Origin of the sequence: Neobacillus notoginsengisoli (assembly GCF_003515685.1) — a bacterium.
Lineage (GTDB): Bacteria > Bacillota > Bacilli > Bacillales > Cytobacillaceae > Bacillus_D > Bacillus_D notoginsengisoli.
This window is the reverse complement of record NZ_QWEG01000006.1, coordinates 160,662-184,958: the sequence shown is the minus strand read 5'-3', so window position 1 is coordinate 184,958 and position 24,297 is coordinate 160,662. Positions and strand designations below refer to the sequence as shown.

19 protein-coding genes are annotated in these 24,297 nt (G+C 44.8%); 18 read left to right on the top strand and 1 reads right to left on the bottom strand.

Annotated features, from left to right (window positions below):
• Window positions 1-12 precede the first annotated feature (12 nt).
• From dnaE to D1B31_RS11065, 8 genes are all read left to right on the top strand, one after another.
• Window positions 13-3,366: a DNA polymerase III subunit alpha gene (gene dnaE, locus D1B31_RS11100; RefSeq protein WP_118920849.1), complete on the top strand. Its 3,354-nt coding sequence runs from the start codon at window positions 13-15 to the stop codon at window positions 3,364-3,366.
• Between the two features lie 152 nt (window positions 3,367-3,518).
• Window positions 3,519-4,730 (top strand): NADP-dependent malic enzyme, encoded by a 1,212-nt coding sequence (gene ystJ, locus D1B31_RS11095; RefSeq protein WP_275670717.1) that lies wholly within the window; start codon window positions 3,519-3,521, stop codon window positions 4,728-4,730.
• Entirely contained in the window at window positions 4,730-5,362 is a 633-nt protein-coding gene (locus tag D1B31_RS11090; RefSeq protein WP_118920847.1) for a FadR/GntR family transcriptional regulator, read from the top strand. The genes ystJ and D1B31_RS11090 overlap by 1 nt, the downstream gene beginning before the upstream one ends.
• A gap of 164 nt (window positions 5,363-5,526) precedes the next feature.
• A complete protein-coding gene (accD, locus tag D1B31_RS11085; protein WP_118920846.1) occupies window positions 5,527-6,396 on the top strand; it encodes an acetyl-CoA carboxylase, carboxyltransferase subunit beta in 870 nt (289 codons plus the stop codon).
• Complete coding sequence (gene accA, locus D1B31_RS11080) at window positions 6,390-7,367, top strand: acetyl-CoA carboxylase carboxyl transferase subunit alpha (protein ID WP_118920845.1); 978 nt, start codon at window positions 6,390-6,392, stop codon at window positions 7,365-7,367. The genes accD and accA overlap by 7 nt, the downstream gene beginning before the upstream one ends.
• A 212-nt stretch (window positions 7,368-7,579) precedes the next feature.
• Window positions 7,580-8,545: a 6-phosphofructokinase gene (gene pfkA / locus D1B31_RS11075; RefSeq protein ID WP_118920844.1), complete on the top strand. Its 966-nt coding sequence runs from the start codon at window positions 7,580-7,582 to the stop codon at window positions 8,543-8,545.
• A 23-nt stretch (window positions 8,546-8,568) separates the two neighbouring features.
• Window positions 8,569-10,329, top strand: a complete 1,761-nt coding sequence (pyk, locus tag D1B31_RS11070) for a pyruvate kinase (protein ID WP_118920843.1) — start codon at window positions 8,569-8,571, stop codon at window positions 10,327-10,329.
• Window positions 10,330-10,388: 59 nt separating this feature from the next.
• The gene (locus tag D1B31_RS11065) at window positions 10,389-10,781 is read left to right on the top strand and encodes an FxsA family protein (RefSeq protein WP_118920842.1); all 393 of its coding nucleotides are present in this window, start codon (window positions 10,389-10,391) and stop codon (window positions 10,779-10,781) included.
• Between the two features lie 34 nt (window positions 10,782-10,815).
• On the opposite strand, the gene ytvI is transcribed toward D1B31_RS11065, so the two are convergent.
• Window positions 10,816-11,937 carry a sporulation integral membrane protein YtvI gene (gene ytvI, locus D1B31_RS11060; protein WP_118920841.1) on the bottom strand — a complete coding sequence of 374 codons (1,122 nt, stop codon included), beginning with the start codon at window positions 11,935-11,937 and terminating at the stop codon, window positions 10,816-10,818.
• A gap of 121 nt (window positions 11,938-12,058) precedes the next feature.
• Between ytvI and D1B31_RS11055 the strand changes: the two genes are divergently transcribed.
• The 10 genes from D1B31_RS11055 to ytaF all read left to right on the top strand — a co-directional run bounded on the left by D1B31_RS11055 (window position 12,059) and on the right by ytaF (window position 24,285).
• Window positions 12,059-12,526 (top strand): DUF441 domain-containing protein, encoded by a 468-nt coding sequence (locus D1B31_RS11055; protein ID WP_118920840.1) that lies wholly within the window; start codon window positions 12,059-12,061, stop codon window positions 12,524-12,526.
• A 390-nt stretch (window positions 12,527-12,916) separates the two neighbouring features.
• Window positions 12,917-14,032, top strand: coding sequence for a citrate synthase (gene citZ / locus D1B31_RS11045; RefSeq protein ID WP_118920838.1), 1,116 nt, complete (start codon window positions 12,917-12,919; stop codon window positions 14,030-14,032).
• A gap of 150 nt (window positions 14,033-14,182) precedes the next feature.
• The gene (icd, locus tag D1B31_RS11040) at window positions 14,183-15,451 is read left to right on the top strand and encodes an NADP-dependent isocitrate dehydrogenase (RefSeq protein ID WP_118920837.1); all 1,269 of its coding nucleotides are present in this window, start codon (window positions 14,183-14,185) and stop codon (window positions 15,449-15,451) included.
• Window positions 15,452-15,614: 163 nt separating this feature from the next.
• Complete coding sequence (gene mdh, locus D1B31_RS11035) at window positions 15,615-16,553, top strand: malate dehydrogenase (protein ID WP_118920836.1); 939 nt, start codon at window positions 15,615-15,617, stop codon at window positions 16,551-16,553.
• A gap of 78 nt (window positions 16,554-16,631) precedes the next feature.
• Entirely contained in the window at window positions 16,632-17,108 is a 477-nt protein-coding gene (locus D1B31_RS11030) for a MaoC/PaaZ C-terminal domain-containing protein (RefSeq protein WP_118920835.1), read from the top strand.
• A 110-nt stretch (window positions 17,109-17,218) separates the two neighbouring features.
• Window positions 17,219-17,935, top strand: coding sequence for a response regulator transcription factor (locus D1B31_RS11025; RefSeq protein ID WP_118920834.1), 717 nt, complete (start codon window positions 17,219-17,221; stop codon window positions 17,933-17,935).
• Complete coding sequence (pnpS, locus tag D1B31_RS11020) at window positions 17,932-19,698, top strand: two-component system histidine kinase PnpS (protein ID WP_118920833.1); 1,767 nt, start codon at window positions 17,932-17,934, stop codon at window positions 19,696-19,698. The genes D1B31_RS11025 and pnpS overlap by 4 nt, the downstream gene beginning before the upstream one ends.
• Window positions 19,699-19,939: 241 nt before the next feature.
• On the top strand, window positions 19,940-22,615 hold the full coding sequence (polA, locus tag D1B31_RS11010; protein WP_118920831.1) for a DNA polymerase I: 2,676 nt from the start codon (window positions 19,940-19,942) through the stop codon (window positions 22,613-22,615).
• A gap of 30 nt (window positions 22,616-22,645) precedes the next feature.
• On the top strand, window positions 22,646-23,473 hold the full coding sequence (gene mutM / locus D1B31_RS11005; RefSeq protein WP_118920830.1) for a DNA-formamidopyrimidine glycosylase: 828 nt from the start codon (window positions 22,646-22,648) through the stop codon (window positions 23,471-23,473).
• A gap of 179 nt (window positions 23,474-23,652) precedes the next feature.
• The gene (ytaF, locus tag D1B31_RS11000; protein WP_118920829.1) at window positions 23,653-24,285 is read left to right on the top strand and encodes a sporulation membrane protein YtaF; all 633 of its coding nucleotides are present in this window, start codon (window positions 23,653-23,655) and stop codon (window positions 24,283-24,285) included.
• The last annotated feature ends 12 nt before the right edge of the window (window positions 24,286-24,297 follow it).

Sequence of the window (24,297 nt, the reverse complement as noted above, 5' to 3'; positions counted from 1 at the left end):
GGTTGTGAATAAATGTCTTTCATTCACCTTCATACATATAGTGCATACAGTCTATTAAGCAGTACCGCTTCCGTCCCTTCGCTTGTAAAAGCCGCAAAAGGGAAGGGATTTAAGGCGATGGCCTTGACAGACCGGAATGTCATGTACGGGACAATTGAATTTTATAAAGAATGCATGAAGCAGGGAATTCGTCCGATCCTCGGACTCACGGCAGATATCCTTTCCAATCAGGAACAGAGCGAATCGTTTCCGCTTGTCCTTTTGGCCAAAAATAAAATAGGCTTTCATAATCTCCTAAAGATATCAAGCGCCATCCAAACGAAGTCGCAAGAGGGACTTCCGCTAAAATGGCTTCGCCACTACGCCGAAGGAATTATTGCCCTGACCCCTGGCCTGGAAGGCGAAATTGAAACTTTGCTGCTGGCTGGGAGAGAAGAGGCTGCTTACAATCTTGCCCGAACGTATTCGGACATATTTCAAGGAGGTTTTTTCCTCGCTCTGCAAAATCATGGGCTTGAGAAGGAATTTCGGCTTTTAGAGCTGCTCACACGGATGGCTTCCGAACTTGGGATTGGGGTTGCGTCCTCCAATGCTGTCCACTATCTTGAGGCGAGTGATGCGCTTGCCCATGAATGCCTTCTGGCAATCCGGGATGGGATGAAGCTTCAGGATAAAGGAAGAAGCAAGCTTGACGGAGAGGGGTACTACCTGAAAACCGCTGCTGAAATGGCAGAACTCTTTGCTAATTATCCGGAAGCTCTGGAAAATACATTGAGGATTGCGGAAACCTGCACTGTGGAGATTGAGTTCGGAAAGATCCATATGCCAAAATACCCTCTTGAAAAAGAAGATCGTCCGGATGAAGTGCTTGAACACCTTTGTTTCGAAGGGCTGGAAAAACGGGTGCCAGGTTATTCTTCCGCATATGTTGAAAGGCTTCAATTTGAGATCTCGGTTATCAAAAATATGAAATACGAAAACTATTTCCTAATTGTTTGGGATTTTATGAAATATGCGCGCGAAAGAGGGATTTTGACGGGGCCAGGCAGGGGGTCTGCGGCAGGGTCGCTTGTTGCCTATACTCTTTTTATTACTGATGTTGATCCACTTGAACACGGTTTGCTTTTTGAACGGTTTCTAAATCCTGAGCGGGTGACCATGCCGGACATCGATATCGACTTTCCGGATCACCGTCGAGACGAAATAATCGAATATGTCGCCCGGAAATACGGGGAACTACACGTTGCGCAGATCGCAACCTTCGGGACGCTGGCGGCAAAAGCATCAATCCGTGATGTCGGAAGGGCATTCGGGCTGAATACAAAAGAACTCGACATGTGGTCAAAGGCCATTCCCTCCCGGATTGGAATTACACTTGAAGAAGCATACAGGGATTCGAAGAGGCTTCGGGACCTGGCGGAGGAGAGTCCCTTTAATCAAAAGCTGTTTCAAACCGCAATGAAACTCGAGGGCCTGCCACGGCATACGTCCACCCATGCGGCAGGGGTAGTCATTAGTGAACAGCCCCTTGTGGATTTCATTCCTATTCAAGAAGGGCATAATCATATCTATTTAACTCAATATTCGATGGAGTATCTGGAAGAAATAGGCCTCTTAAAAATGGATTTCCTTGGCTTAAGAAACCTTTCGCTTATTGAGTCAATCGTATCTTCAATCGAACGGGAGGAAAATAGAGAGATTGATGTACGTTCAATTCCTCTGAATGATGTCTTAACCTTTGAATTGCTTGCCCGGGGAGAAACGACGGGGATTTTTCAGCTTGAATCCGAAGGGATGAGGAAGGTTCTTACCCGATTGAGGCCGACGCGGTTCGAAGATATTGTCGCAGTCAATGCCCTATACAGACCGGGCCCAATGGAAAACATTCCATTATTCATCGACAGGAAGCATGGACGTGAAAGCATTGCTTATCCACACGAGGACTTAAAGCCGATTCTTGAAAATACATATGGCGTCATTGTGTATCAGGAACAAATTATGCAAGTCGCCTCAACGATGGCAGGCTTTTCACTAGGGGAGGCCGATCTTTTAAGACGGGCTGTCGGCAAAAAGAAAAAAGATGTCCTTGACCGTGAGCGTGAGCACTTTGTAAATGGAGCGTTAAGGAAGGGGTATGGGTCCTCGGCGGCCAATACGGTATACGATTTAATCGTTCGGTTCGCAAACTACGGATTTAATAAAAGCCACGCGGTTGCCTATAGCGTTATTTCTTGCCAGCTTGCCTATCTGAAGGCACATCATCCGGAGCATTTCATGGCGGGACTCCTCACTTCAGTAAGTGGAAATGATGTGAAAATAGCCCAATATATCCGTGAATTGAAGGGAATGGAAATCCCGTTACTGCCTCCCTCAGTAAACCGGAGCACATATTCCTTTAAAGCAGAGAAAGGAGGCATCCGGTTTGGCCTCGGTGGAATAAAAGGCCTCGGTGCACCGGTTATCAGGGAAATCATCAATGAGCGAAGGAAAAAGCCCTTCGCAGACCTATTTGATTTTTGTATCCGTGTCTCCAAGAAAACCACTACGAGAAAAATACTCGAGGCACTTACCCATTCAGGAAGTTTTGACGAATTTGGCAAGGATCGCGCAACACTCCTCGCCAGCCTGGATGTTGCCATCGATCATGCCCAGCTCATGAGGCCGGACGACGATGAGCAGGCCGCGCTTTTTATGGCGGATGATTTGATGCCGAAACCGAAATATATGGAGGTTGACCCGATTAGCCTGGAAAATAAGCTTGCTTTTGAAAAGGATGTTCTTGGCTTCTACCTTTCAAGCCACCCGCTTTCCGTCCATGAAAAGGCTCTCCATGAAAGTGGAGCCAGACCGCTAGCGGAAATAACCCCCAGCCCACATCAGCAGGCTATTGGGATTTTTATTACAGCTTTAAAAAAGATCCGCACAAAAAAAGGTGACCCGATGGCATTTCTGACGATTACCGATTCAAGCGGAGAGATGGAGGCAGTCGCCTTTCCGGAGGTTTTTAAAAAATACTCCACCCTGTTCAGCCAAGGGATTATGGCAGTTTTAGAAGGAAAGGTCGAGAATCGTGATGGCAAAAACCAATTCATTATCAAAAAAGCCGAGCAAATCGAAAATTGGCTGAAGACCCAGCATAAAGAACGGCTCTATCTTAAGCTTCTCCCCGAAAATCAGGACCCGGCGCGCTTAGCAAAATTGGAATCTCTTCTCGCGGGAAGCAGAGGAACAATAGAAGTTGTCCTCTATTATGACGGATTGAATAAAACACTTCGGCTTGGAGCCGACTACGGAATCAAGCCAACCGAATATTTACTAGCACAGTTAAGCAATCTTCTAGGAAAAAATAATGTTGTTTTAAAATAGTCTATGAAAAATTCATTCTTTACATCGGAAAAAGTTGTGATATAGTGGTAAAAGAAAGCGTGGTCTGACCACCGCCAAAAGGGATAAAATTAGAATTCCTTCCATAACTAAAGGAGTGAAAAGCCTTGACGCTGCGAGAAGAAGCTTTGCATATGCACCGACTTCATCAAGGGAAATTGGAATCAAAATCGAAAGTAGTCGTAAGGAATGCCAAGGACTTAAGTTTAGCCTATTCCCCGGGCGTAGCCGAACCTTGTAAAGAGATCTACGATAAACCGGAAACGGTCTATGATTATACGATGAAAGGGAATATGGTTGCGGTTGTCTCTGACGGGACTGCTGTTCTTGGGCTTGGGAATATCGGGCCAGAAGCCGCTCTTCCAGTTATGGAGGGAAAGGCTGTCCTTTTCAAAAGTTTTGCGGGCGTTGATGCATTCCCAATCTGCCTGAATACAAATGATGTTGAAAAAATAATAGAAACAGTCAAGTATCTCGAACCTACTTTTGGTGGAGTGAACCTTGAGGATATTGCAGCTCCCAAGTGCTTTGAAATAGAAGAAAGACTTAAAAAGGAAACAGACATCCCTATTTTCCATGATGATCAGCATGGAACCGCCATTGTCACTGTAGCTGGAATGGTCAATGCCCTTAAAATTACCGGCAAAAAAATGAATGAAATCAAGGTGGTTGCAAATGGTGCCGGAGCCGCCGGTATCGCAATCATCAAGCTGCTCTACAGCTATGGAGTCCGTGATATCATCATGTGTGATACGAAAGGCGCCATTTATGAAGGACGGCCAACAGGCATGAATGCCATAAAGGACCAGGTCGCCCGGTTTACGAATAGGGACCGCCTAAATGGAGGTCTGGCCGATGTCATTAAAGGTGCAGATGTGTTTATTGGGGTTTCGGCCGCCGGGTCACTTACTAAAGATATGGTGGCTTCAATGAATGAAAATGCGATTATATTTGCAATGGCGAACCCTGTACCTGAAATCATGCCGGATGAAGCGAAAGCGGCAGGTGCCAGGGTAATTGGGACGGGCCGATCCGATTTTCCAAACCAGGTAAACAATGTATTGGCTTTTCCGGGGATTTTTCGGGGGGCATTGGATGTAAGGGCAACACAAATTAATGAAAAAATGAAGGTGGCAGCTGTTGAAGCCATAGCCGGCCTTATTAGTGAAGAAGAGTTAAGTGAAGACTATGTCATTCCAGGTCCATTCGATCCGCGGGTTGCCCCTGCAGTTGCATCCGCTGTGGCCAGAGCGGCTATGGAGACCGGAGTGGCACGCAAAAAAGTCAATCCGGAAGATGTGAAAGAAAAGACAGAACGGCTTTCGCAGATTGGAAAAGACTGGTAATGGAAACTGCAAAACCGCAAACAAAAAATTCAAAGGTTTATTTAGAAATTGTCAGGCAGCTGCGGAAAATGATCACCGCGGATGGCCTTAAAACAGGGGATAAAATCCCATCCGAACGGGAATTGACGGAGCGCCTAAATGTAGGGCGCTCCTCTGTCCGAGAGGCATTGCGCGCCCTCGAATTGCTTGGGCTTATTGAGACGAGAAGAGGGGAAGGAACGTATATCCGTGATTTCAGAGGAAATCAATTGGTACAGCTTCTAAGTACTTTTATCCTCCAGGATGAAAAGGCGAAAAAAGATGTCACAGAAACAAAATACTATATTGAAATGAATTGTTTGAGAATCCTTTTGCAAAAAGGAATCCGTTCCACTGAACAATTATATGAAAATGTTCAGAATAACAATATAGATGATGATGAGTTTTTTTATCAGCTCGTCTTGCTTGCGGATAATCATTTGTTTATGAGAATCTGGATGATATTGATGGATTATTACAACGCGCAGGGCTTCGAGAACCAAGGAGGCAGTTCTAGTGATTACCTTTCTTTACTTGAAGCGATTGACGCCGCAAATGAGGACAATGTGATTCGCGCTTACAAGAAATTAAGGAATTTGTCAAATTCATGCTGACAAAAAGCAGCATCCTTTTTTACAGTAGAGCCCTATAGTAGGGACAGGTTATGACTTGGCAACGCCAGGCCATTTTTACTTGTGTGGTGGTCTGGCCACTGGGCATTCGAGTATATTATCAGCAAGACAACCCAATCCTATTTCTATTACTGGGAGGTACAACCTTGTTAAAAGAGCTATTTACTAAAACGAAGAAAAGAAAATATGCAGAGATACCTTCTGAAGCGGCGAAACAGGACGTTCCTGAAGGAATAATGACGAAATGCCCGGGATGCAAAAAAATTATTTATACGAGAGAATTGGCGAAAAACCTAAAGGTTTGTTTTCATTGCGGCCGGCATTACCCAATGAATGCGCGGGAAAGGATTCAAAGTTTTCTTGATGAAGGCAGCTTTGAGGAAATGGATGCTGGAATGATTTCAAAAAATCCACTCGGCTTTCCTGAGTATATCGAAAAACTGGAGAAAGACAGAAAGAAAACCCATTTGAATGAAGCTGTCGTAACCGGAACAGGAATGGTAAACGGCAATAAAATTGCGATTGCCCTCATGGATTCAACTTTCAGAATGGGCAGTATGGGATCCGTGGTTGGCGAAAAGATTACACGTGCTGTAGAAAAAGCGGATGAATTAGGGGTGCCGTTTGTCATTTTTACAGCTTCCGGTGGAGCCCGTATGCAGGAAGGGGTTCTGAGTCTTATGCAAATGGCTAAAACAAGTGTCGCCTTGAAGCGCTTCAGCGATAACGGAGGCTTGTTTATTTCCATTATGACTCATCCGACAACAGGCGGTGTATCTGCAAGCTTCGCTTCGCTCGGAGACTACAATATTGCTGAGCCCGGCGCCCTCATTGGTTTTGCGGGACGAAGAATTATTGAACAGACGATTCGTGAAGAACTTCCTGAGGATTTCCAGACAGCCGAATTTTTAATGAAACATGGCCAGTTGGATGCTGTCATATCCAGGCATGATTTAAAAGAAAAAATTGGGACGATCCTAGAACTTCATCAAAGTGGAGGTGAGCTTGCTTGGTAGGCGAACTAGAATTTGAGAAACCAATCATTGAATTAAAAAAGAAAATTAGTGAGCTAAAAGAATATACAAATAAAAATGATGTTGATTTGTCTTCTGTTATTGACAAGCTTTCGGCGAGGCTTGAAAAACTTGAGCAAGATATTTACAGCAATATTAAGCCTTGGGACCGTGTCCAGATTGCCCGCCATCCTGGTAGACCAACTACACTCGATTATATTACCTATCTGTTTGACAATTTTTTCGAATGCCATGGTGACAGGGCATATGGAGATGATGAAGCAATTGTCGGCGGCATAGCAAAATTTAAGGGATTGCCAATTACTGTTATTGGCCACCAGCGCGGCAAAGACACGAAAGAAAATATTAGGCGTAATTTCGGTATGCCTCATCCCGAAGGATACAGAAAGGCCCTTAGGCTTATGAAACAGGCAGAAAAGTTCAAGAGACCAATTGTTTGTTTTATTGATACGAAGGGCGCCTATCCGGGTAAAGCGGCTGAAGAAAGAGGCCAAAGTGAAGCGATTGCACGAAATCTTTTTGAAATGGCCAGTCTGGATGTTCCAGTCGTATGTATTGTGATTGGGGAAGGCGGAAGCGGAGGTGCTCTTGCCCTGGGAGTTGGCAACCATATCCTCATGCTTGAGAACTCCACTTACTCGGTCATCTCGCCTGAAGGTGCGGCAGCCCTTCTGTGGAAGGATTCCTCGCAGGCTAAGCGCGCAGCTGAATCCATGAAAATTACCGCACCTGACCTGATGGAACTGGGAATCATCGATGCAATTGTTCCTGAAGTAAGGGGAGGCGCACACAGGGATGTCAAATCTCAGGCCCATGAAATTGAAAAGGCGCTCTTCCGTTCCCTAACGGAGTTGTCCCGACTTTCAGGAAACGAACTAAAGGAACAAAGGTACGAAAAGTATAAAACAATCGGGGAATATTCGTTTTTAAATGAATATATAGGGGTAAATTAAAGACGTGCTTTTGTTAGCACGTTTTCTTTATTTTTTTGTTTTACATACAATGGCCAGGTTGTTAAGCGCTTGCATTTATTGGATTATTTAGTTTTTTTCTTTTTAGTATCGATTAAGTTGTTAGACCTCTTCCTTAGTGGTATTTTAGAAATGAACCTTGGTTAAATAGATGAAATGCCGGTTGCTGAAAAATAACATGAGGTGATTTGGATATGAGGAAAATTGGGGTTTTGACTAGTGGCGGGGATTCTCCTGGAATGAATGCTGCCATCAGGGCAGTAGTCAGAAAGGCGATCTTCCATGAAATAGAAGTTTATGGTGTTTACGGCGGATATGCAGGCTTAATTACAGGAAATATAAAAAAACTTGAATTGGGTTCAGTAGGGGATATTATTCATAGAGGCGGAACAATGCTTCAATCTGCTCGCTGCCCGGAGTTTACAACAAAGGAAGGCCAGCAAAAAGGGATTGAGCAGCTGCGTGAATTTGGGATTGAAGGCTTGGTCGTTATTGGGGGAGATGGTTCCTACCGTGGCGCTAAGGCCTTAACAGAACTGGGATTCCCATGTGTCGGTGTCCCCGGTACAATTGATAATGATATTCCCGGTACGGAATTTACAATCGGATTTGATACAGCGCTGAACACAGTCATTGACGCAATAGACAAAATCCGTGATACAGCGAGTTCACACGAGCGTACGTTTATTATTGAAGTTATGGGTAGGGATGCAGGTGATCTCGCTTTATGGGCAGGCCTTGCAGGCGGTGCCGAAACAATCCTGATTCCTGAGGAAAAATATGATATGAATGATATTGCGGATAAGCTGCGCCGGGGCAATGAACGCGGGAAAAAACATAGTATTATTGTGATTGCTGAAGGTGTGGGGAGCGGAATGGATTTTGCTCGCCAGCTAAAGGAAGAAACAAATTTTGATACAAGGGTTTCGGTTCTTGGCCATATGCAGCGCGGTGGGACACCGACTGCTTCGGACAGAGTGCTAGCCAGCCGCCTTGGTGCAAAGGCTGTGGAGCTGCTGCTTGAAGATAAAGGCGGCCGGGCAGTTGGAATCGTACAGAACAGGCTTGTGGATTATGATATCATTGAAGCACTCAATGAGAAAAGAGAAATGCTAGATCTTTTGAATTTATATAAATTATCCCAGGAATTGTCCATTTAAAGTTTGAACAGGAGGAAGAAGCAATGCGTAAAACGAAAATTGTTTGTACAATTGGCCCTGCCAGTGAAAGTATTGAAAAACTGACTGATTTAATGAAGGCAGGAATGAATGTTGCACGGTTGAATTTCTCACATGGAGACTTTGAAGAGCATGGTGCCCGGATAGCCAACATCCGGAAAACTGCTGAAATCACTGGCTCAAATGTTGGCATTTTGCTCGATACGAAAGGACCAGAGATTCGGACACATAATATGAAAGATGGAGCAATTGAGCTAAAGGCCGGGGACTCCATAAAGATTTCGATGAATGAAGTAGAAGGAACGTCAGATTTGTTTTCGATTACATACCCTGGTCTTGTTGAAGATGTCCATATGGGATCGAAAATTTTGCTTGATGATGGCCTAATTGGCCTTGAGGTCACAAAAATTGATAAAGACAATCAATTGATTGAAACAACGATCATGAACACAGGAGTTCTCAAAAACAAAAAAGGCGTCAACGTTCCTGGCGTATCGGTAAACCTTCCAGGGATCACAGAGAAGGACCGAGAGGATATTCTTTTCGGAATCGACCAAGGGGTTGACTTTATTGCAGCATCTTTTGTGAGAAGAGCAAAAGATGTCCTTGAAATCCGCCAGCTATTGGAAGAAAATAATGCCGCCCATATTCATATCATTCCTAAAATCGAAAACCAGGAAGGTGTCGACAATATCGACGAAATCCTTGAGGTATCCGATGGGTTGATGGTGGCCCGTGGTGACCTTGGGGTCGAAATACCAGCAGAGGAAGTACCATTAGTCCAGAAGTTGCTAATTAAAAAATGTAACTCGGAGGGAAAACCTGTCATTACAGCGACACAAATGCTTGACTCTATGCAGCGTAACCCAAGGCCGACAAGAGCTGAAGCAAGTGATGTGGCGAACGCCATTTTAGATGGTACGGATGCGATTATGCTTTCAGGCGAAACAGCTGCAGGCCTTTATCCCGTGGAAGCAGTACAGACCATGCACAATATTGCCTCAAAAACTGAAGAAGCATTGAATCACAAGGAAATTCTCCAGGTAAGGAGCCGAGATACAGAAACAAATACAACTGATGCAATCGGTCAGTCTGTAGCACATACAGCGCTCAACCTGGCAGTAAGTGCAATTATTACTCCGACAGTCAGCGGCCATTCGGCGAGGATGATTTCTAAATACCGGACGAAAGCGCCAATTGTTGCGGTTGCTTCAGATGAGGGGGTACGAAGAAGGCTTGCACTTGTTTGGGGCGTTTATCCTCAGTTGGGGAGAAAAGCAAAGACAATTGATGAAATGATGGATATTGCTGTAGGTGAAAGTTTGAATAGCGGAATCGTCCAGCACGGTGACCTTGTCATCATCACAGCCGGAGTGCCAGTCGCAGAAGCTGGGACAACCAATTTAATGAAAATTCATATTGTCGGCGATATACTGGCAAAGGGTCAAGGGATTGGCAAGAGGTCAGCTTATGGAAGAGTTGTTGTTGCAATGAACGCAGAAGAAGCCAATGCAAAAGTAAGGGATGGAGATATCCTCGTAACGATTGGCTCGGACAGAGAAATGGTGCCTGCAATTGAAAAATGTGGCGCGCTCATTACCGAGGAGGGCGGCCTGACAAGCCATGCAGCCGTTGTTGGTTTAAATCTGGGTATCCCGGTTGTCGTAGGCGTTGAGAACGCAACAGACAAGCTGAAGGATGGAAGGGAAATTACCGTTGATGCAACTAGGGGCGTCATTTACGACGGACATGCAAGCGTCCTTTAAAAATCTAACAAAGAAGATTAAGAAGGAATCTTACACTTTAAGAATGGAGTGGGCCGGGAATGTTTCGTGTGTATTTTTTTCTTTTGGTTGTTCTCGTTCCCGCCGCTGAAATTGGCATCCTGCTATGGTCAGGAAAAACACTCGGATTATTTCCAACTCTGTCCCTGATTATTTTGACTGGAGTGCTGGGGACCTTTCTAGCCCGCACGCAGGGACTCAGGGTTCTTAACCAGGCTAGGCAGCAAATTAATCGGGGCCAAATGCCGGGTGATGCTGTCCTTGATGGCATTTGCGTCCTTATTGGAGGCGCGCTGCTCCTGGCTCCGGGATTTGTAACGGATATAATGGGGACCCTGCTTCTTATTCCGCCAACAAGGAAAGTTTTTAAACACTGGCTTGGCCTTTACTTTAGGCGATGGATTAATAAAGGAAATATAAGAATCATCAGATAAAAAAACGCCGGCTTTGTTAATGCCGGCGTTTTCCTTATACTTTTGTTTCATTTCCTTTAATAAATGTCCAGATATCTTTAAATACATTTGCCCTTTTAAGGGTGTTAAAAATGACTAGGGTTACTGGCCCCGCAATCAAGCCGAGAAAGCCCAATAATTTAAAGCCCACAAACAAGGCAATCAATGTTGCGAGTGGATCGAGTCCGATACTAGATGAAAGAATCTTTGGTTCCATTATCTGGCGCTGTACCAACACAATAATATAAAGAATTCCAAGGCCGATTGCCAGGCCCATATCTCCTGCAATTGCTTCATAAAGAATCCATGGTACAAAAACAGTGCCAGTACCCAGGTAAGGGATAATATCAACAATCCCTGCAACAAGCGCAATTGTAATCGCATAATCAACACGCAAGATTAGCAGCCCAATCAGAATGATTACTGTCGTAATGGAAATAAGAGTCATCTGGGCTTTTATAAATCCAAAAAGGGCTTTCTTCAAATCAGCAAATACCGTTCTTCCGCTTGTTTTTGCTTTCATTGGCATTAACCTTCCGCCCATTGCTGTCAGGCGGTACCAGTCTTTACTGATAAAAAATGTCGCAAGCATAGAAAAAATTAAAACGGTTGCTACATTTGGAAACCAGGACAGAATAAGGGGGATATTACCAAAAAATCCTTTTAGAAAGTTTCCTACCGTGGTGCCGATTTTTTGGCCGACGCTTTGAATGTTGGTCATAATTGTTTCTTGCTGACCTGCATCGAGATTATTAAACATCCCTGTGATTTGATTGTATAGCGGAATAATTTGTGAGGCGAACAAGCCCTCGCTATATCGGATCAACGTATTCAAATGATGTGGCAGAACATCGGCAAGATATGTTGCTCCACTCACGATTTCGGCAACGAGAAGGGTTACGAGAGCAGCGAAAACAGCGATGATGATCATCAAGGTGATGACGACGGCGAGCGGTCTTGGCATCTTGCCTTTCTTTTCAAGAAAATTGACAAGCGGGTTAATGAGAAAGGCAATAAGTAAGGCAATCAGAAATGGGTATGTTACTTTGGATATGTAATAAAAGGCAATGAATGCCCCGACGACCATGCCAATGACTGCTAGCAGCCTGATGGTCCGTGAAACGTAAATTGGGTTCAAATCGGGTTAACCTCCTTTGGCTGGATGCTTTTATGGATAGTAACAGTTTATCATTTTGGGGCACATTATGCATATATCGCTAGTACAAAAACCTGTTTTAAAAGTAAGGGGTGCGTATATTATGTTTCAGCCATATATTTTTCTGGCTTTATTACTAGTTATTGGTTTTGTGGCTAAAAATCAGTCCCTTATGATCGCGGTGGCGTTTTTGCTTTTGCTGAAAATTGCCGGTCTTGATGGAAAAGGGTTTACCTTCATTCAAACAAGGGGTATTAATTGGGGGGTAATCATTATTACCATTGCGGTTCTGGCTCCAATTGCAAGTGGAGACATTGGCTTTAAGGATCTCGGTGGAGCGTTTAAATCGCCGTATGCCTGGATCGCTCTCGTATCTGGAATGGCAGTCGCTCTTCTTGCCAAGGGTGGTGTCAGCCTGTTAGCTGAAGATCCGCATATCACAACTGCACTCGTTCTTGGGACGATTTTCGCCGTTTCCCTTTTTAATGGCGTTGCAGTTGGTCCGTTAATTGGTGCGGGAATAGCATACGCAGCGATGAAGCTAATGGACTGGACAAGCAAATTATTTTAATGGCTACACTCGTTTAATAACTAGCATTATTAGGCAGGTGGGACTTCTTTTAATTTTCTTTTAATATAATATTTTTAATTTTTATGTTTCCTTTTCATTCACAAAAATCTGACAATTGGTTATAATAGACTTTGAAAGCGTAATCTTTTTTACATAGGTCATATTATTATGATTAAATAATTGTATATGGTGTAAATGGCTGGAAATTTTGCTGCCTTAGGTTCCATTGTGCCTGGCAGGAAAGCTTGCATTTGCCTGTGCCTGATTAGGCAAATGCTGTTTTTTGGGCCATTTCCGAGCAACCGCTCATAAACTTTATTTGGAGGGATATGCCCGGCCAGATGCACCATGAATGGCAGGAAATCACAGAATGCAAAGGGGAGATTTGGCATGTCAGTTACACGTGGACTTGAAGGAGTTGTGGCAACAACATCCTCCATCAGCTCGATCATCGATGATACTTTAACATATGTCGGCTATGATATTGATGATCTTGCAGAGAATGCTAGTTTCGAAGAAATCATTTTTCTCTTATGGCACCGAAAGCTGCCCACTGAGGCTGAATTGGATGAATTGAAGAAACAGCTGTCTCAAGAGGCGGAGCTTCCAAAGGAAGTGCTTGAACATTTCAAAATGTATCCTATTAAGAGCGTCCATCCGATGGCTGCTTTAAGGACCGCTGTTTCGCTCCTTGGTCTTTATGATAGCGAGGCGGATGTCATGAATACCGAAGCCAATTACCGAAAAGCAATTCGCCTCCAGGCCAAAATCCCTGCATTAGTCACTGCGTTTGCAAGGGTGAGAAAAGGCCTTGAGCCAATCGCTCCGAAGAAGGAACTAAGCTTTGCAGCGAATTTCTTGTACATGCTGACTGGCAAGGATCCGGATGCAATCGCAGTCGAAGCATTTGATAAGGCATTGGTGTTGCATGCCGATCATGAATTGAATGCATCGACCTTTACTGCCAGGGTATGTGTGGCGACACTTTCCGATGTTTATTCAGGTGTAACCGCCGCTCTTGGCGCGCTGAAGGGGCCGCTCCACGGAGGGGCTAATGAAGCGGTCATGAAAATGCTGACTGAAATTGGTTCACTTGAAAATGTTGAAACATATGTTAGGGAAAAACTTGATAGAAAAGAAAAAATTATGGGATTTGGGCATAGGGTTTACAGAAAAGGAGATCCGCGTGCGAAGCATTTAAGGGAAATGTCCAGGAAGTTAACGACACTGACCGGGGAACCGCATTGGTATGAGATGTCGACAAAGATAGAGAAAATTGTTACCGGTGAAAAGAACCTTCCGCCAAATGTCGATTTCTATTCCGCTTCGGTTTACCATAGCCTAGGCATCGACCATGATTTATTTACCCCTATTTTTGCGATTAGCCGTGTTTCAGGCTGGCTTGCCCATATTCTTGAGCAGTATGACAATAACAGGCTGATTCGTCCACGCGCAGAGTATAACGGGCCGGGCATGCAAAAGTATGTCCCAATTGGATTGCGCTGATCAACTGCGGATTGTTTTACTTTTGCAGGAAAAATTGATGTAATGAATAGAGGAATGAAATGTCGGAGGCGAGTCTCGTTTCCGTCGTCCGAAAAGGTTAGGAGGCTGCCTTCTAACCTTTATGTATGAACAGTGGAGGGAGATTTGACAATGCAAGGAGAAAAAATTACAGTCCAAAATGGAAAGTTGAATGTACCAAACAATCCTGTCGTACCATTTATCGAAGGGGATGGAACGGGCCCTGACATTTGGAACGCATCGGTAAGAGTCCTTGATGCAGCGGTTGAAAAAGCATACAAAGGAGAAAAGAAAATCGTCTGGAAGGAAGTGCTGGCAGGAGAAAAGGCGTTCAACCAGACAGGCGAATGGCTGCCAAAGGAAACCTTGGATGCCATCAATGAATATCTGATTGCCATTAAAGGTCCTTTGACAACACCGGTTGGGGGAGGCATTCGTTCACTGAACGTTGCTTTGCGCCAGGAGCTTGACCTGTTTGTATGCCTGCGCCCAGTTAGATGGTTTGAAGGTGTTCCATCTCCAGTTAAGCGCCCAGAGGATTGTGACATGGTTATTTTCCGTGAAAATACCGAAGATATTTATGCGGGAATTGAATACGAAAAAGGTTCAGAAGAGGCGAAAAGGCTGATTAATTTCCTTCAGACAGAAATGGGAGTCAATAAAATCCGCTTTCCGGAAACTTCGGGTATCGGGATTAAGCCTGTATCAGAGGAAGGAACTTCCCGCCTTGTACGCGCAGCCCTCAATTACGCAATCAAGGAAGGCCGCAAATCTTTAACGCTCGTACATAAAGGAAATATTATGAAATATACTGAAGGGGCATTTAAAAATTGGGGTTATGAGCTTGCTGAAAAAGAATTTGGCGACAAAGTATTCACCTGGGCCCAATATGACCGCATTAAAGCGGACGAGGGAACAGAGGCGGCAAACAAAGCTCAAGCGGATGCTGAAGCAGCTGGCAGAATCATTGTCAAAGACGCCATTGCCGATATCTTCCTTCAGCAAATCCTGACACGCCCGAAAGAGTTCGATGTGGTGGCTACAATGAACTTGAACGGGGATTATATTTCTGATGCCCTGGCTGCGCAGGTTGGCGGAATTGGCATCGCGCCAGGAGCAAATATCAACTATGAAACCGGCCATGCCATTTTCGAGGCAACACATGGAACAGCTCCAAAATATGCAGGCCTTGATAAGGTAAACCCATCCTCGGTCATTTTGTCGGGTGTCCTCATGCTTGAGCATCTTGGCTGGACCGAGGCTGCAAATATGATTGTGGAGTCGATGGAAAAAACAATCGCATCCAAAGTTGTTACGTATGACTTCGCACGCCTGATGGATGGCGCGAAAGAAGTCAAGACCTCGGAATTCGGAGATGAACTAATTAAGAATATGGAATAAAAAAGGAATGGCGCTTCCAGAGGAAAAGAATGATCTTCGAAAGCGGAAGCACCAGGCCTGTACGGATTAAAACCATGACCTCTGTTGTTTAACTGGCTTGGCGACGGGCTTCCATCATACAGGCCGGCATCCTATTAGAAAACAATCCCAAGGGGGAATAACCATGTCTTTGAAGCGCAAAAAAATCTCAGTTATCGGCGGTGGGTTCACAGGTGCGACTACTGCATTCCTTCTCGCCCAGAAAGAGCTAGGGGATGTCGTCCTTGTCGATATTCCTCAAATGGAAAACCCGACGAAGGGCAAAGCGCTCGATATGCTGCAGGCAGGCCCTGTCCAGGGGTTTGATGCAAATGTGACAGGAACAGCCAATTATGAGGATACAAAGGATTCCGATATCGTTGTCATTACAGCGGGAATTGCCCGGAAACCCGGCATGAGCCGAGATGACCTTGTCCAGACAAATCAAAAGATCATGAAGAGTGTAGCTCGTGAAATAGTAAACTATTCACCTGACTGTTTCATCCTTGTTTTGACAAATCCTGTTGACGCGATGACCTATACTGTTTTTCAAGAAAGCGGATTTCCGAAAAACCGTGTGATTGGCCAATCCGGGGTTCTCGATACGGCTAGATTCCGTACTTTTATCGCGCAAGAACTGAATTTGTCGGTTAAAGACATTACCGGTTTCGTTCTAGGGGGCCACGGAGATGACATGGTTCCGCTTGTCCGTTATTCATATGCAGGCGGAATTCCGCTAGAAACACTCCTCCCTAAAGACCGGCTTGAAGAAATTGTTGAGCGCACCCGTAAAGGCGGCGGGGAAATTGTCAATCTTCTTGGCAATGGGAGTGCCTATTATGCACCGGCCGCCTCGCTTGTCGAGATGTGTGAAGCTATTTCGAAAGACCAGCGTCGTGTCCTTCCATCGATTGCCTATCTTGAAGGCGAATATGGCTACGAAGGAATTTACCTTGGAGTCCCAACAATTCTTGGTGCCAATGGAATTGAAAAAGTCATTGAACTTGAATTGTCAGAAGATGAAAAAAACGCACTTGATAAATCCGCGGAATCCGTCCGTAGCGTGATGGCGGTCCTGGCATAACAAGACGTGAAGAATTCGGGGGAGTTTCCCCCGAATTTTTTAACTCTAAATTAAGAAGTATTGGTGGGGGTGCGATCCATGCTTTTAGGTAAAAAAAGAAAGCTTGGCAGAAGAATTGAGGAAATTACGGCAGGGGAAAAACTCGCCCTGACAGAGAAAATTGAAGACAAGGATCTATTGTTGTACTTGGGCCTGACCAACGATGCAAACCCCCTGTACATCCAGCATGACTACGCTTCACAAACCCCTTTTGGCAAGCCGGTGGTCCCAACGTTCATGCTGACCGGCATTATTTCTTCAGCCATTTCAAAATACCTTCCGGGGCCAGGAAGCCATATCTTAGCACAAGAGCTGGAATTCCCGAAACCCGTCTACCATTACGGGACAGTAGATTTCTTGCTGGAAGTGATAGAGGTTGACAGGATTGGCCATACGATTTCCATTGCAGTTGAAGGGAAAGACGAAAACGAACAAGTAGTCGTCAAAGGAAAACTGAAAGTCTGCCCACCCCATCAGTTAAAAGAAATGGATGGCAGCGTACTTGAAAACTTTTAAGGGCAGCTTTGGCTGCCCTTCTTCCATTTTTGAAGGGCAAAAATAGTATGTTATAGTATAGAATAGGGGCTTTGCAAACATGGAACTGAACTAATTTGCGGAGGTTTTGTATGAAGAAAAAAGTTCTCGTAGTAGATGATGAACAATCGATCGTAACCTTACTGAAATACAATCTTGAGCAGGGGGGATATGAAGTCCTTACTGCATTGGATGGGGAGGAAGGAAAGGAGAAGGCGATCAGGGACAGGCCGGATATGATCATCCTAGATCTAATGCTTCCGGGCATCGATGGGATAGAAGTCTGTAAGCAGCTTCGCCAGCAGCAGGTCATGATTCCAATTCTTATGCTCACAGCAAAGGATGATGAACTGGACAAAATATTGGGTCTGGAGCTTGGCGCTGATGATTATATGGTAAAGCCCTTCAGTCCCCGTGAGGTACTCGCCAGGGTAAAGGCGATTCTCCGCAGAACTGAGCAATACCAAGAGAAGCAGCACAATGAATCAGAGATAGAGGAAGCTGTTATAATCGGAAACTTGGCTATTTATCCGGAGCGATTTGAAGCTTTGTATAATGGGGAGCTTCTTACGCTAACATTAAAGGAATTCGAACTCCTAAATTGTCTTGCCCAAAACAAGAACCGGGTTTTGACGAGGGACCAGCTTCTTAGCACTGTCTGGAACTATGATTTTGCAGGAGATACCAGGATCGTTGATGTACATATTTCACATTTAAGAGAAAAAATTGAGGCCGATACAAAAAAGCCCGACTATATTAAAACAATTCGCGGACTTGGCTATAAAATGGAGGATCCCAAAGGCCAATGACAAAATACAGGACAAGGCTGCTCATTGCCATGGTTCTCCTCATCGTCGGCGTCCTTCTTGGGCTCGGCATCTTGCTTGGACAGCTGTTTAAAAATTATTACCTTGATTCTTTTTATGAAAGACTGGAAAAGGAGAGCAGCCTGATCCGGATGTATATTGAGGATTACGGAGGCCTTGCCGCGGCTTCACGGGAGGAGCTTGGGAAATTCAGCAAGCAGCTCGGTGCAGGAATCATTTTGACTGATAAGCGCGGCGATGTTCTATACAACAGCAAAGGCAGCATGGACAAGCCTGTTGATCTGATGGCAGAAATGACTTCGGGTACAAAAAAGAGGATTTTTAAAATCGGGGATGGCCAGGAAGTTCATTATTATTGGACAGAAATAGAGAAGGACGGGCAATTGGAAGGCTATTTGTTTTTAAGCTTAACTTCAGGACAAATTAAAGATGCCTATAAAAATATTTGGTGGCTTCTTTTCATTAGCCTCGGGCTTGCCTGGGCCATCATCGTCTTGATTAGTTTGCGGATTATCGGAAGATATGCGAAGCCAATTGAGTCGGCCGCAAACGTTGCCCTGGAACTGGCAAAAGGAAACTACCGGGCACGTACTTATGAAACAGACCGGAGAGATGAGACAGGTCTGTTAAGCACATCTATAAATACTCTGGCCCGGAATCTTGAAGAGTTGGAAAAAACCCGGGATGTGCAACAAGAAAGGCTGTCTGCGCTAATTGAGAATATTGGAAGCGGGCTAGTACTGATTGACAGCCGCGGCTATATCAATCTGATCAACAAAGGCTACAAGGAACTGCTTGATATCGACTCTGACGACATTCTGGATAAGCCATACTATGAAGCGATACCCTTTTTGGAAGTCAGGGAAATGGTTGAAGAAATATTTATGACCGAACAAAAACAGAGAAAGCAGCTCATTCTTCCTGTATCAGCTAAACGCAAATATTTTGATGTTTCAACTCTTCCGATTATTGGAACGAATAATGTATGGAAAGGTGTTTTGCTCGTCATCCATGACATTACGGAGCTGAAAAAACTTGAACAGGTCAGGAAAGATTTCGTGGCGAATGTATCGCATGAATTGAAAACCCCCGTCACATCCATTAAGGGATTTGCAGAAACCCTGCTTGATGGCGCGATGAAGGACGAGGAAGCACTTAAGGATTTTCTGACTATCATTTTGAAAGAAAGTGATAGGCTGCAGCGGTTAATTCAAGACTTGCTTGAACTATCGAAGCTTGAACAGCAAAGCTTCAGGCTTGATATTACGAACTTCAATCTGGCGGCCATCCTTCAGGACATTGTCAAAATTCTAGAAGGAAAAGCTGCTAAAAAAACCATCAATCTTGAGTATAAGTCAAATACGGATATCCTTGAAATGGAAGGAGACTCCTTCAGGCTCAGGCAGGTCATCATTAATTTGCTTATCAATGCGATTGCTTACACGCCTGTTGGCGGCCAAGTCATACTGACTATGAAAGATACAGGAAAACGCATCCGGGTTTCGGTGAAGGATACCGGGATTGGGATAGAGAAAACGGAACTTCCGAGGATTTTTGAGCGTTTTTACCGTGTAGACAAGGCTCGCAGTAGGAATTCAGGTGGAACCGGGCTTGGCCTTGCGATTGTCAAGCACATTGTAGAGGCACATCGCGGGAAAATTAAAGTGAAGAGCCAGCCGGGTGTGGGAACCGAATTCATCCTCGAATTCCGGAAAACATTCCGAGGAAAACCTAAGAATAGTTAGGTTGTACTATGTTTTTTTCACTTACTAGACGAAAAAGTTAGTTGATTGTAGCGGAGGGCACGAAGACTCCTGCGGGATGCAGCGGCAAGGTGGCGACCCCGCAGGCGCCAATGCGCCGAGGAGGCTCCACTGACGCCCCGCGGAAAGCGAAGTGCCTGGAGCGTAAATCAACCACAATGTTCAAAAAGTTAAGTTCGTTTTATTTAGTAAAACTCTACTTGCAAAAGCTGTCAAGACCGGGATGGACTGGATTTGCAAAGAACAGGAGGATGTTAATTTGAAAAAGAAAAAGCTTGTGTTAATAGACGGGAACAGCATTGCTTACCGTGCCTTCTTTGCCCTGCCGCTCCTTAACAACGAAAAAGGCATCCATACAAACGCAGTTTACGGCTTTACGATGATGCTAATGAGGATTCTTGAAGATGAAAAGCCGACTCATATGCTGGTTGCATTCGACGCGGGAAAGACAACCTTCAGGCATAAGACGTTCAGCGAATATAAGGGGGGAAGGCAGAAAACTCCACCTGAACTGTCGGAGCAGTTCCCGTTTATCCGCGAACTATTGGATGTCTACCAAATCCCGAGATATGAACTTGAAAATTATGAGGCTGATGATATTATCGGCACCCTATCCCTACACGCGGAAAAAGAGGGTTATGAGGTCAGGGTTATATCCGGTGACAAGGACTTAACACAACTTTCCTCACCAAATGTGACCGTAGGCATCACTAGGAAGGGAATTACCGATATTGAGGATTACACGCCAGAACATATAAAGGAAAAGTATGGGTTGGAGCCAAGGCAGATCATTGATATGAAAGGCTTAATGGGAGATGCATCAGATAATATCCCTGGTGTTCCCGGTGTTGGCGAAAAAACCGCAATCAAGCTTTTGAAAGAATTTGAAACGCTTGAAAATCTTCTTCAGTCCATTGATCAAGTAAGCGGGCAGAAGCTAAAGGAAAAGCTTGTGCAGTTCAAAGAACAGGCTGAAATGAGTAAAGAGTTGGCAACCATTACGAGGGAAGCTCCTATTGAGGTTGACCTCGGTACGATTTCATACGAAGGATTCGACCGGGAAAAAGTCATTACGCTATTTAAAGAGCTTGGCTTCAATTCACTCCTCGACAGACTTGGAGGAGATGTCCCAACTGCGGGAGCAGAAACCGAGCTGGATGAAATTGAATTCACCATTGCCGAAGAGATCAATGAGGAAATGCTTGGTGACGAATCTTCCATTTATATCGAGATATTGGAAGATAACTATCATTACGCGGATATCATCGGTTTTTCCGTTGTGAGTGAAAAGGGAAAATTTTATTTCCCTGCGTCCTTGGCACTTGAGTCGTCGGCATTTAAAAAGTGGGCCGAGGATGGATCGAAACATAAGTTCGTTTATGATGCAAAAGCTTCCGAGGTTGCCTTGAGGCGGCGCGGTATCCACTTAACAGGCGTCGTGTTTGATGTATTTCTTGCTTCATATATAATCGATCCCGCTGCCAATATTGATGACCTCTCCACAATAGAGAAAAAATACGGATTGAGGAATGTGCAGCCGGATGATGCTTTTTATGGGCGCGGGGCAAAGAGAAAGGTACCTGCAGAACCTGAATTAAGTAAACACCTTGTCAGAAAAGCGATTTCTATCAGCGAACTGAAACCTTTGCTCGAAAAGGGTTTACGTGAAAACAGCCAATATGAATTGTTCACAGAGCTCGAGATGCCCTTATCGCTCGTACTGGCTGATATGGAATCCTTGGGAATAAAGGTTGACATTAACCGTTTAAAAACGATGAGAAGTGAAATGCATGAAAAACTGGCCTCTATTGAGGAAAAGATTCATGAAATGGCAGGAGAAAAATTCAACATTAATTCACCGAAACAGCTAGGGACAATCCTTTTTGAAAAAATGGGCCTTCCTTCCGGGAAGAAAACGAAGACAGGGTATTCCACTTCCGCTGATATTCTGGAAAAACTAGCAGACAAACACGAAATTATCCGTTTGATTCTTGATTACCGACAGCTAGGAAAGCTGCAGTCCACCTATATTGAAGGCCTGTTGAAGGTAGTCAAGCCTGATACTGATAAAGTGCATACGAGATTTAATCAAGCCTTGACTGCAACAGGAAGGCTTAGCTCTACAGACCCGAATTTGCAAAATATCCCCATCCGCCTAGAAGAAGGCAGGAAAATTCGCCAGGCCTTTATTCCTTCAGAGGAGGACTGGGTCATTTTCGCGGCTGACTACTCGCAAATTGAATTACGCGTCCTTGCCCATATCGCCAATGATGAAAAGCTCATCGAGGCATTCCGCGAAGGAGAAGATATCCATACGAAAACAGCCATGGCGGTCTTTCACGTTGATGCCAATGAGGTTACTTCGAACATGCGCCGCCATGCGAAGGCGGTCAATTTCGGAATCGTATATGGAATCAGCGATTTCGGGCTTTCGCAAAGCCTTGGCATAACAAGGAAGGAAGCTGGCAAATTCATCGAGAGGTATTTGGACAGCTATCCTGGTGTAAAGGATTATATGGATGACATCATTCAAGTCGCAAAGCAGCAGGGCTTTGTGACTACATTGATGCATCGAAGGAGATACATTCCTGAGATTACAAGCAGGAACTTTAACTTGCGGAGTTTTGCTGAGCGGACGGCGATGAACACGCCGATCCAGGGAAGTGCTGCTGATATCATTAAAAAAGCGATGATTGACATGGATGAAGCACTGAAAAGCAATGGATTGCGGACAAGACTGTTACTCCAGGTCCATGATGAACTGATTTTTGAAGCACCCAAGGATGAAGTGAATAAACTGGAAAAGCTTGTTCCAGAAATCATGGAAAATGCTCTAGAATTGAAAGTGCCATTAAAAGTTGATTATTCATACGGCCCAACATGGTACGACGCGAAGTAATGGTATTTTTATGTTGAAGGAGGGTTGGCGATGCCGGAGTTGCCAGAAGTAGAAACGGTGAGAAAAACACTTGAACAGCTAGTCATTGGCAAAAAAGTCAGCAACGTGTCAGTCTTTTGGCCTAAAATGATTAAAAATCCGGCCGATACAGCCCAATTTACCGATGCACTTACAGGTCAAAGTTTTCTTGAAATCGGACGGCGCGGAAAATTCCTGCTGTTTTATACCGAGGAATACGCCCTCGTTTCCCACTTGCGGATGGAAGGGAAATATTCGGTCACGGAATCAGACGAACCAATTGACAAGCATACACATGCGATATTTCATTTTAATGATGGTACGGAATTAAGATACAGAGATGTTCGTAAATTTGGGACGATGCATTTATTCCTAAAGGGAACAGAATTCGAACAGCGGCCACTCTTTGGATTGGGGCCGGAACCGTTCTCCGAGGAATTTACAGTTGAGCACTTAGCTGAAAGGCTAGGGAAAACAATACGAAAAGTAAAAACAGCTTTGCTGGACCAGAACACCCTTGTGGGCCTCGGGAATATTTATGTAGATGAAGCGCTTTTTAGGTCAGGAATCCATCCAGAACGCCCTGCAAACTCGCTTACAGAAACTGAAATTGCCAGACTGTATGAAGAAATCGTTGCCACGCTTGGCGAAGCCGTAGAAAAAGGCGGCAGCACAATTCGGTCCTATGTGAATTCACAGGGGCAGATCGGCATGTTCCAACTGGACTTGCTCGTTTATGGCCGAAAAGGCGAGGAATGCAGAAACTGTGGAACACCACTGTCTAAAGGTGTAGTCGGCGGACGCGGCACTCATTTTTGTCCTACCTGCCAAAAACTTTAATCCAGAGCTTTCTCGATTTGGACTCCTAATTGCCAGAACTGCTATTTTCGTCCTGTTTCATTAGGTGAAAATCGGCTGGACCTTTAGCAAAAGACCCTTAGACCTTTACCTAATGGTATTAACATAGGACTGCTTCCTTCCATATACTATCGTAGTATTTGGCAGGAAGGAGTCAGGCTATGGGTTACTTTCCGGTATTTTTGCTCGCTTTTGCTGTCAGTATGGATAGCTTCAGCGTTGGGTTTACGTACGGTTTGCGAAAAATGGCTCTCCCATTGAAGTCGGCCTTGATCATTGCCTGCTGTTCCGCGCTGTCGATGTTTACCTCGGTGGCGGCGGGAAAGCTTGCAAGTGCCTGGCTGCCTAGCTGGATGGCGAATATGGCCGGCGGAACAATCCTCATTTTGCTTGGAGCATGGGTGCTATATCAATTCTTTCGGCCATCAAGGGACAGCCAAACAGAAAATAAAGAAAGAACGATTGTCAATTATGAAGTCCGTTCTCTCGGGCTGGTCATAAAAATATTGAAGAAGCCATTATCTGCTGACTTTGACCTTTCCGGGACAATTACAGGAATTGAGGCAATTCTGCTCGGACTTGCACTGTCACTGGATTCCTTCGGGGCGGGGTTTGGCGCGGCCATGCTCGATTTGCCGCCAGTTGTCCTTTCAATTGCGGCGGCGGTGATGAGCTCGGTTTTTGTGTATGCGGGTATAAAATGCGGCACTTTTTTTTCCAGGTGGCGCTGGATTGAAAAAATCGCATTTTTTCCGGGCATGCTGCTCATCGTAATCGGAATATGGAAATTATAATGATCGAGGTAA

Coding starts and splice junctions, on each gene's coding strand:
- dnaE (WP_118920849.1), top strand. CDS start 13: ATGTCTTTCATTCACCTTCATACATATAGTGCATACAGTCTATTAAGC.
- ystJ (WP_275670717.1), top strand. CDS start 3,519: ATGCACCGACTTCATCAAGGGAAATTGGAATCAAAATCGAAAGTAGTC.
- D1B31_RS11090 (WP_118920847.1), top strand. CDS start 4,730: ATGGAAACTGCAAAACCGCAAACAAAAAATTCAAAGGTTTATTTAGAA.
- pfkA (WP_118920844.1), top strand. CDS start 7,580: ATGAGGAAAATTGGGGTTTTGACTAGTGGCGGGGATTCTCCTGGAATG.
- pyk (WP_118920843.1), top strand. CDS start 8,569: ATGCGTAAAACGAAAATTGTTTGTACAATTGGCCCTGCCAGTGAAAGT.
- D1B31_RS11065 (WP_118920842.1), top strand. CDS start 10,389: ATGTTTCGTGTGTATTTTTTTCTTTTGGTTGTTCTCGTTCCCGCCGCT.
- D1B31_RS11055 (WP_118920840.1), top strand. CDS start 12,059: ATGTTTCAGCCATATATTTTTCTGGCTTTATTACTAGTTATTGGTTTT.
- citZ (WP_118920838.1), top strand. CDS start 12,917: ATGTCAGTTACACGTGGACTTGAAGGAGTTGTGGCAACAACATCCTCC.
- icd (WP_118920837.1), top strand. CDS start 14,183: ATGCAAGGAGAAAAAATTACAGTCCAAAATGGAAAGTTGAATGTACCA.
- mdh (WP_118920836.1), top strand. CDS start 15,615: ATGTCTTTGAAGCGCAAAAAAATCTCAGTTATCGGCGGTGGGTTCACA.
- D1B31_RS11030 (WP_118920835.1), top strand. CDS start 16,632: ATGCTTTTAGGTAAAAAAAGAAAGCTTGGCAGAAGAATTGAGGAAATT.
- D1B31_RS11025 (WP_118920834.1), top strand. CDS start 17,219: ATGAAGAAAAAAGTTCTCGTAGTAGATGATGAACAATCGATCGTAACC.
- pnpS (WP_118920833.1), top strand. CDS start 17,932: ATGACAAAATACAGGACAAGGCTGCTCATTGCCATGGTTCTCCTCATC.
- polA (WP_118920831.1), top strand. CDS start 19,940: ATGGACTGGATTTGCAAAGAACAGGAGGATGTTAATTTGAAAAAGAAA.
- mutM (WP_118920830.1), top strand. CDS start 22,646: ATGCCGGAGTTGCCAGAAGTAGAAACGGTGAGAAAAACACTTGAACAG.
- ytaF (WP_118920829.1), top strand. CDS start 23,653: ATGGGTTACTTTCCGGTATTTTTGCTCGCTTTTGCTGTCAGTATGGAT.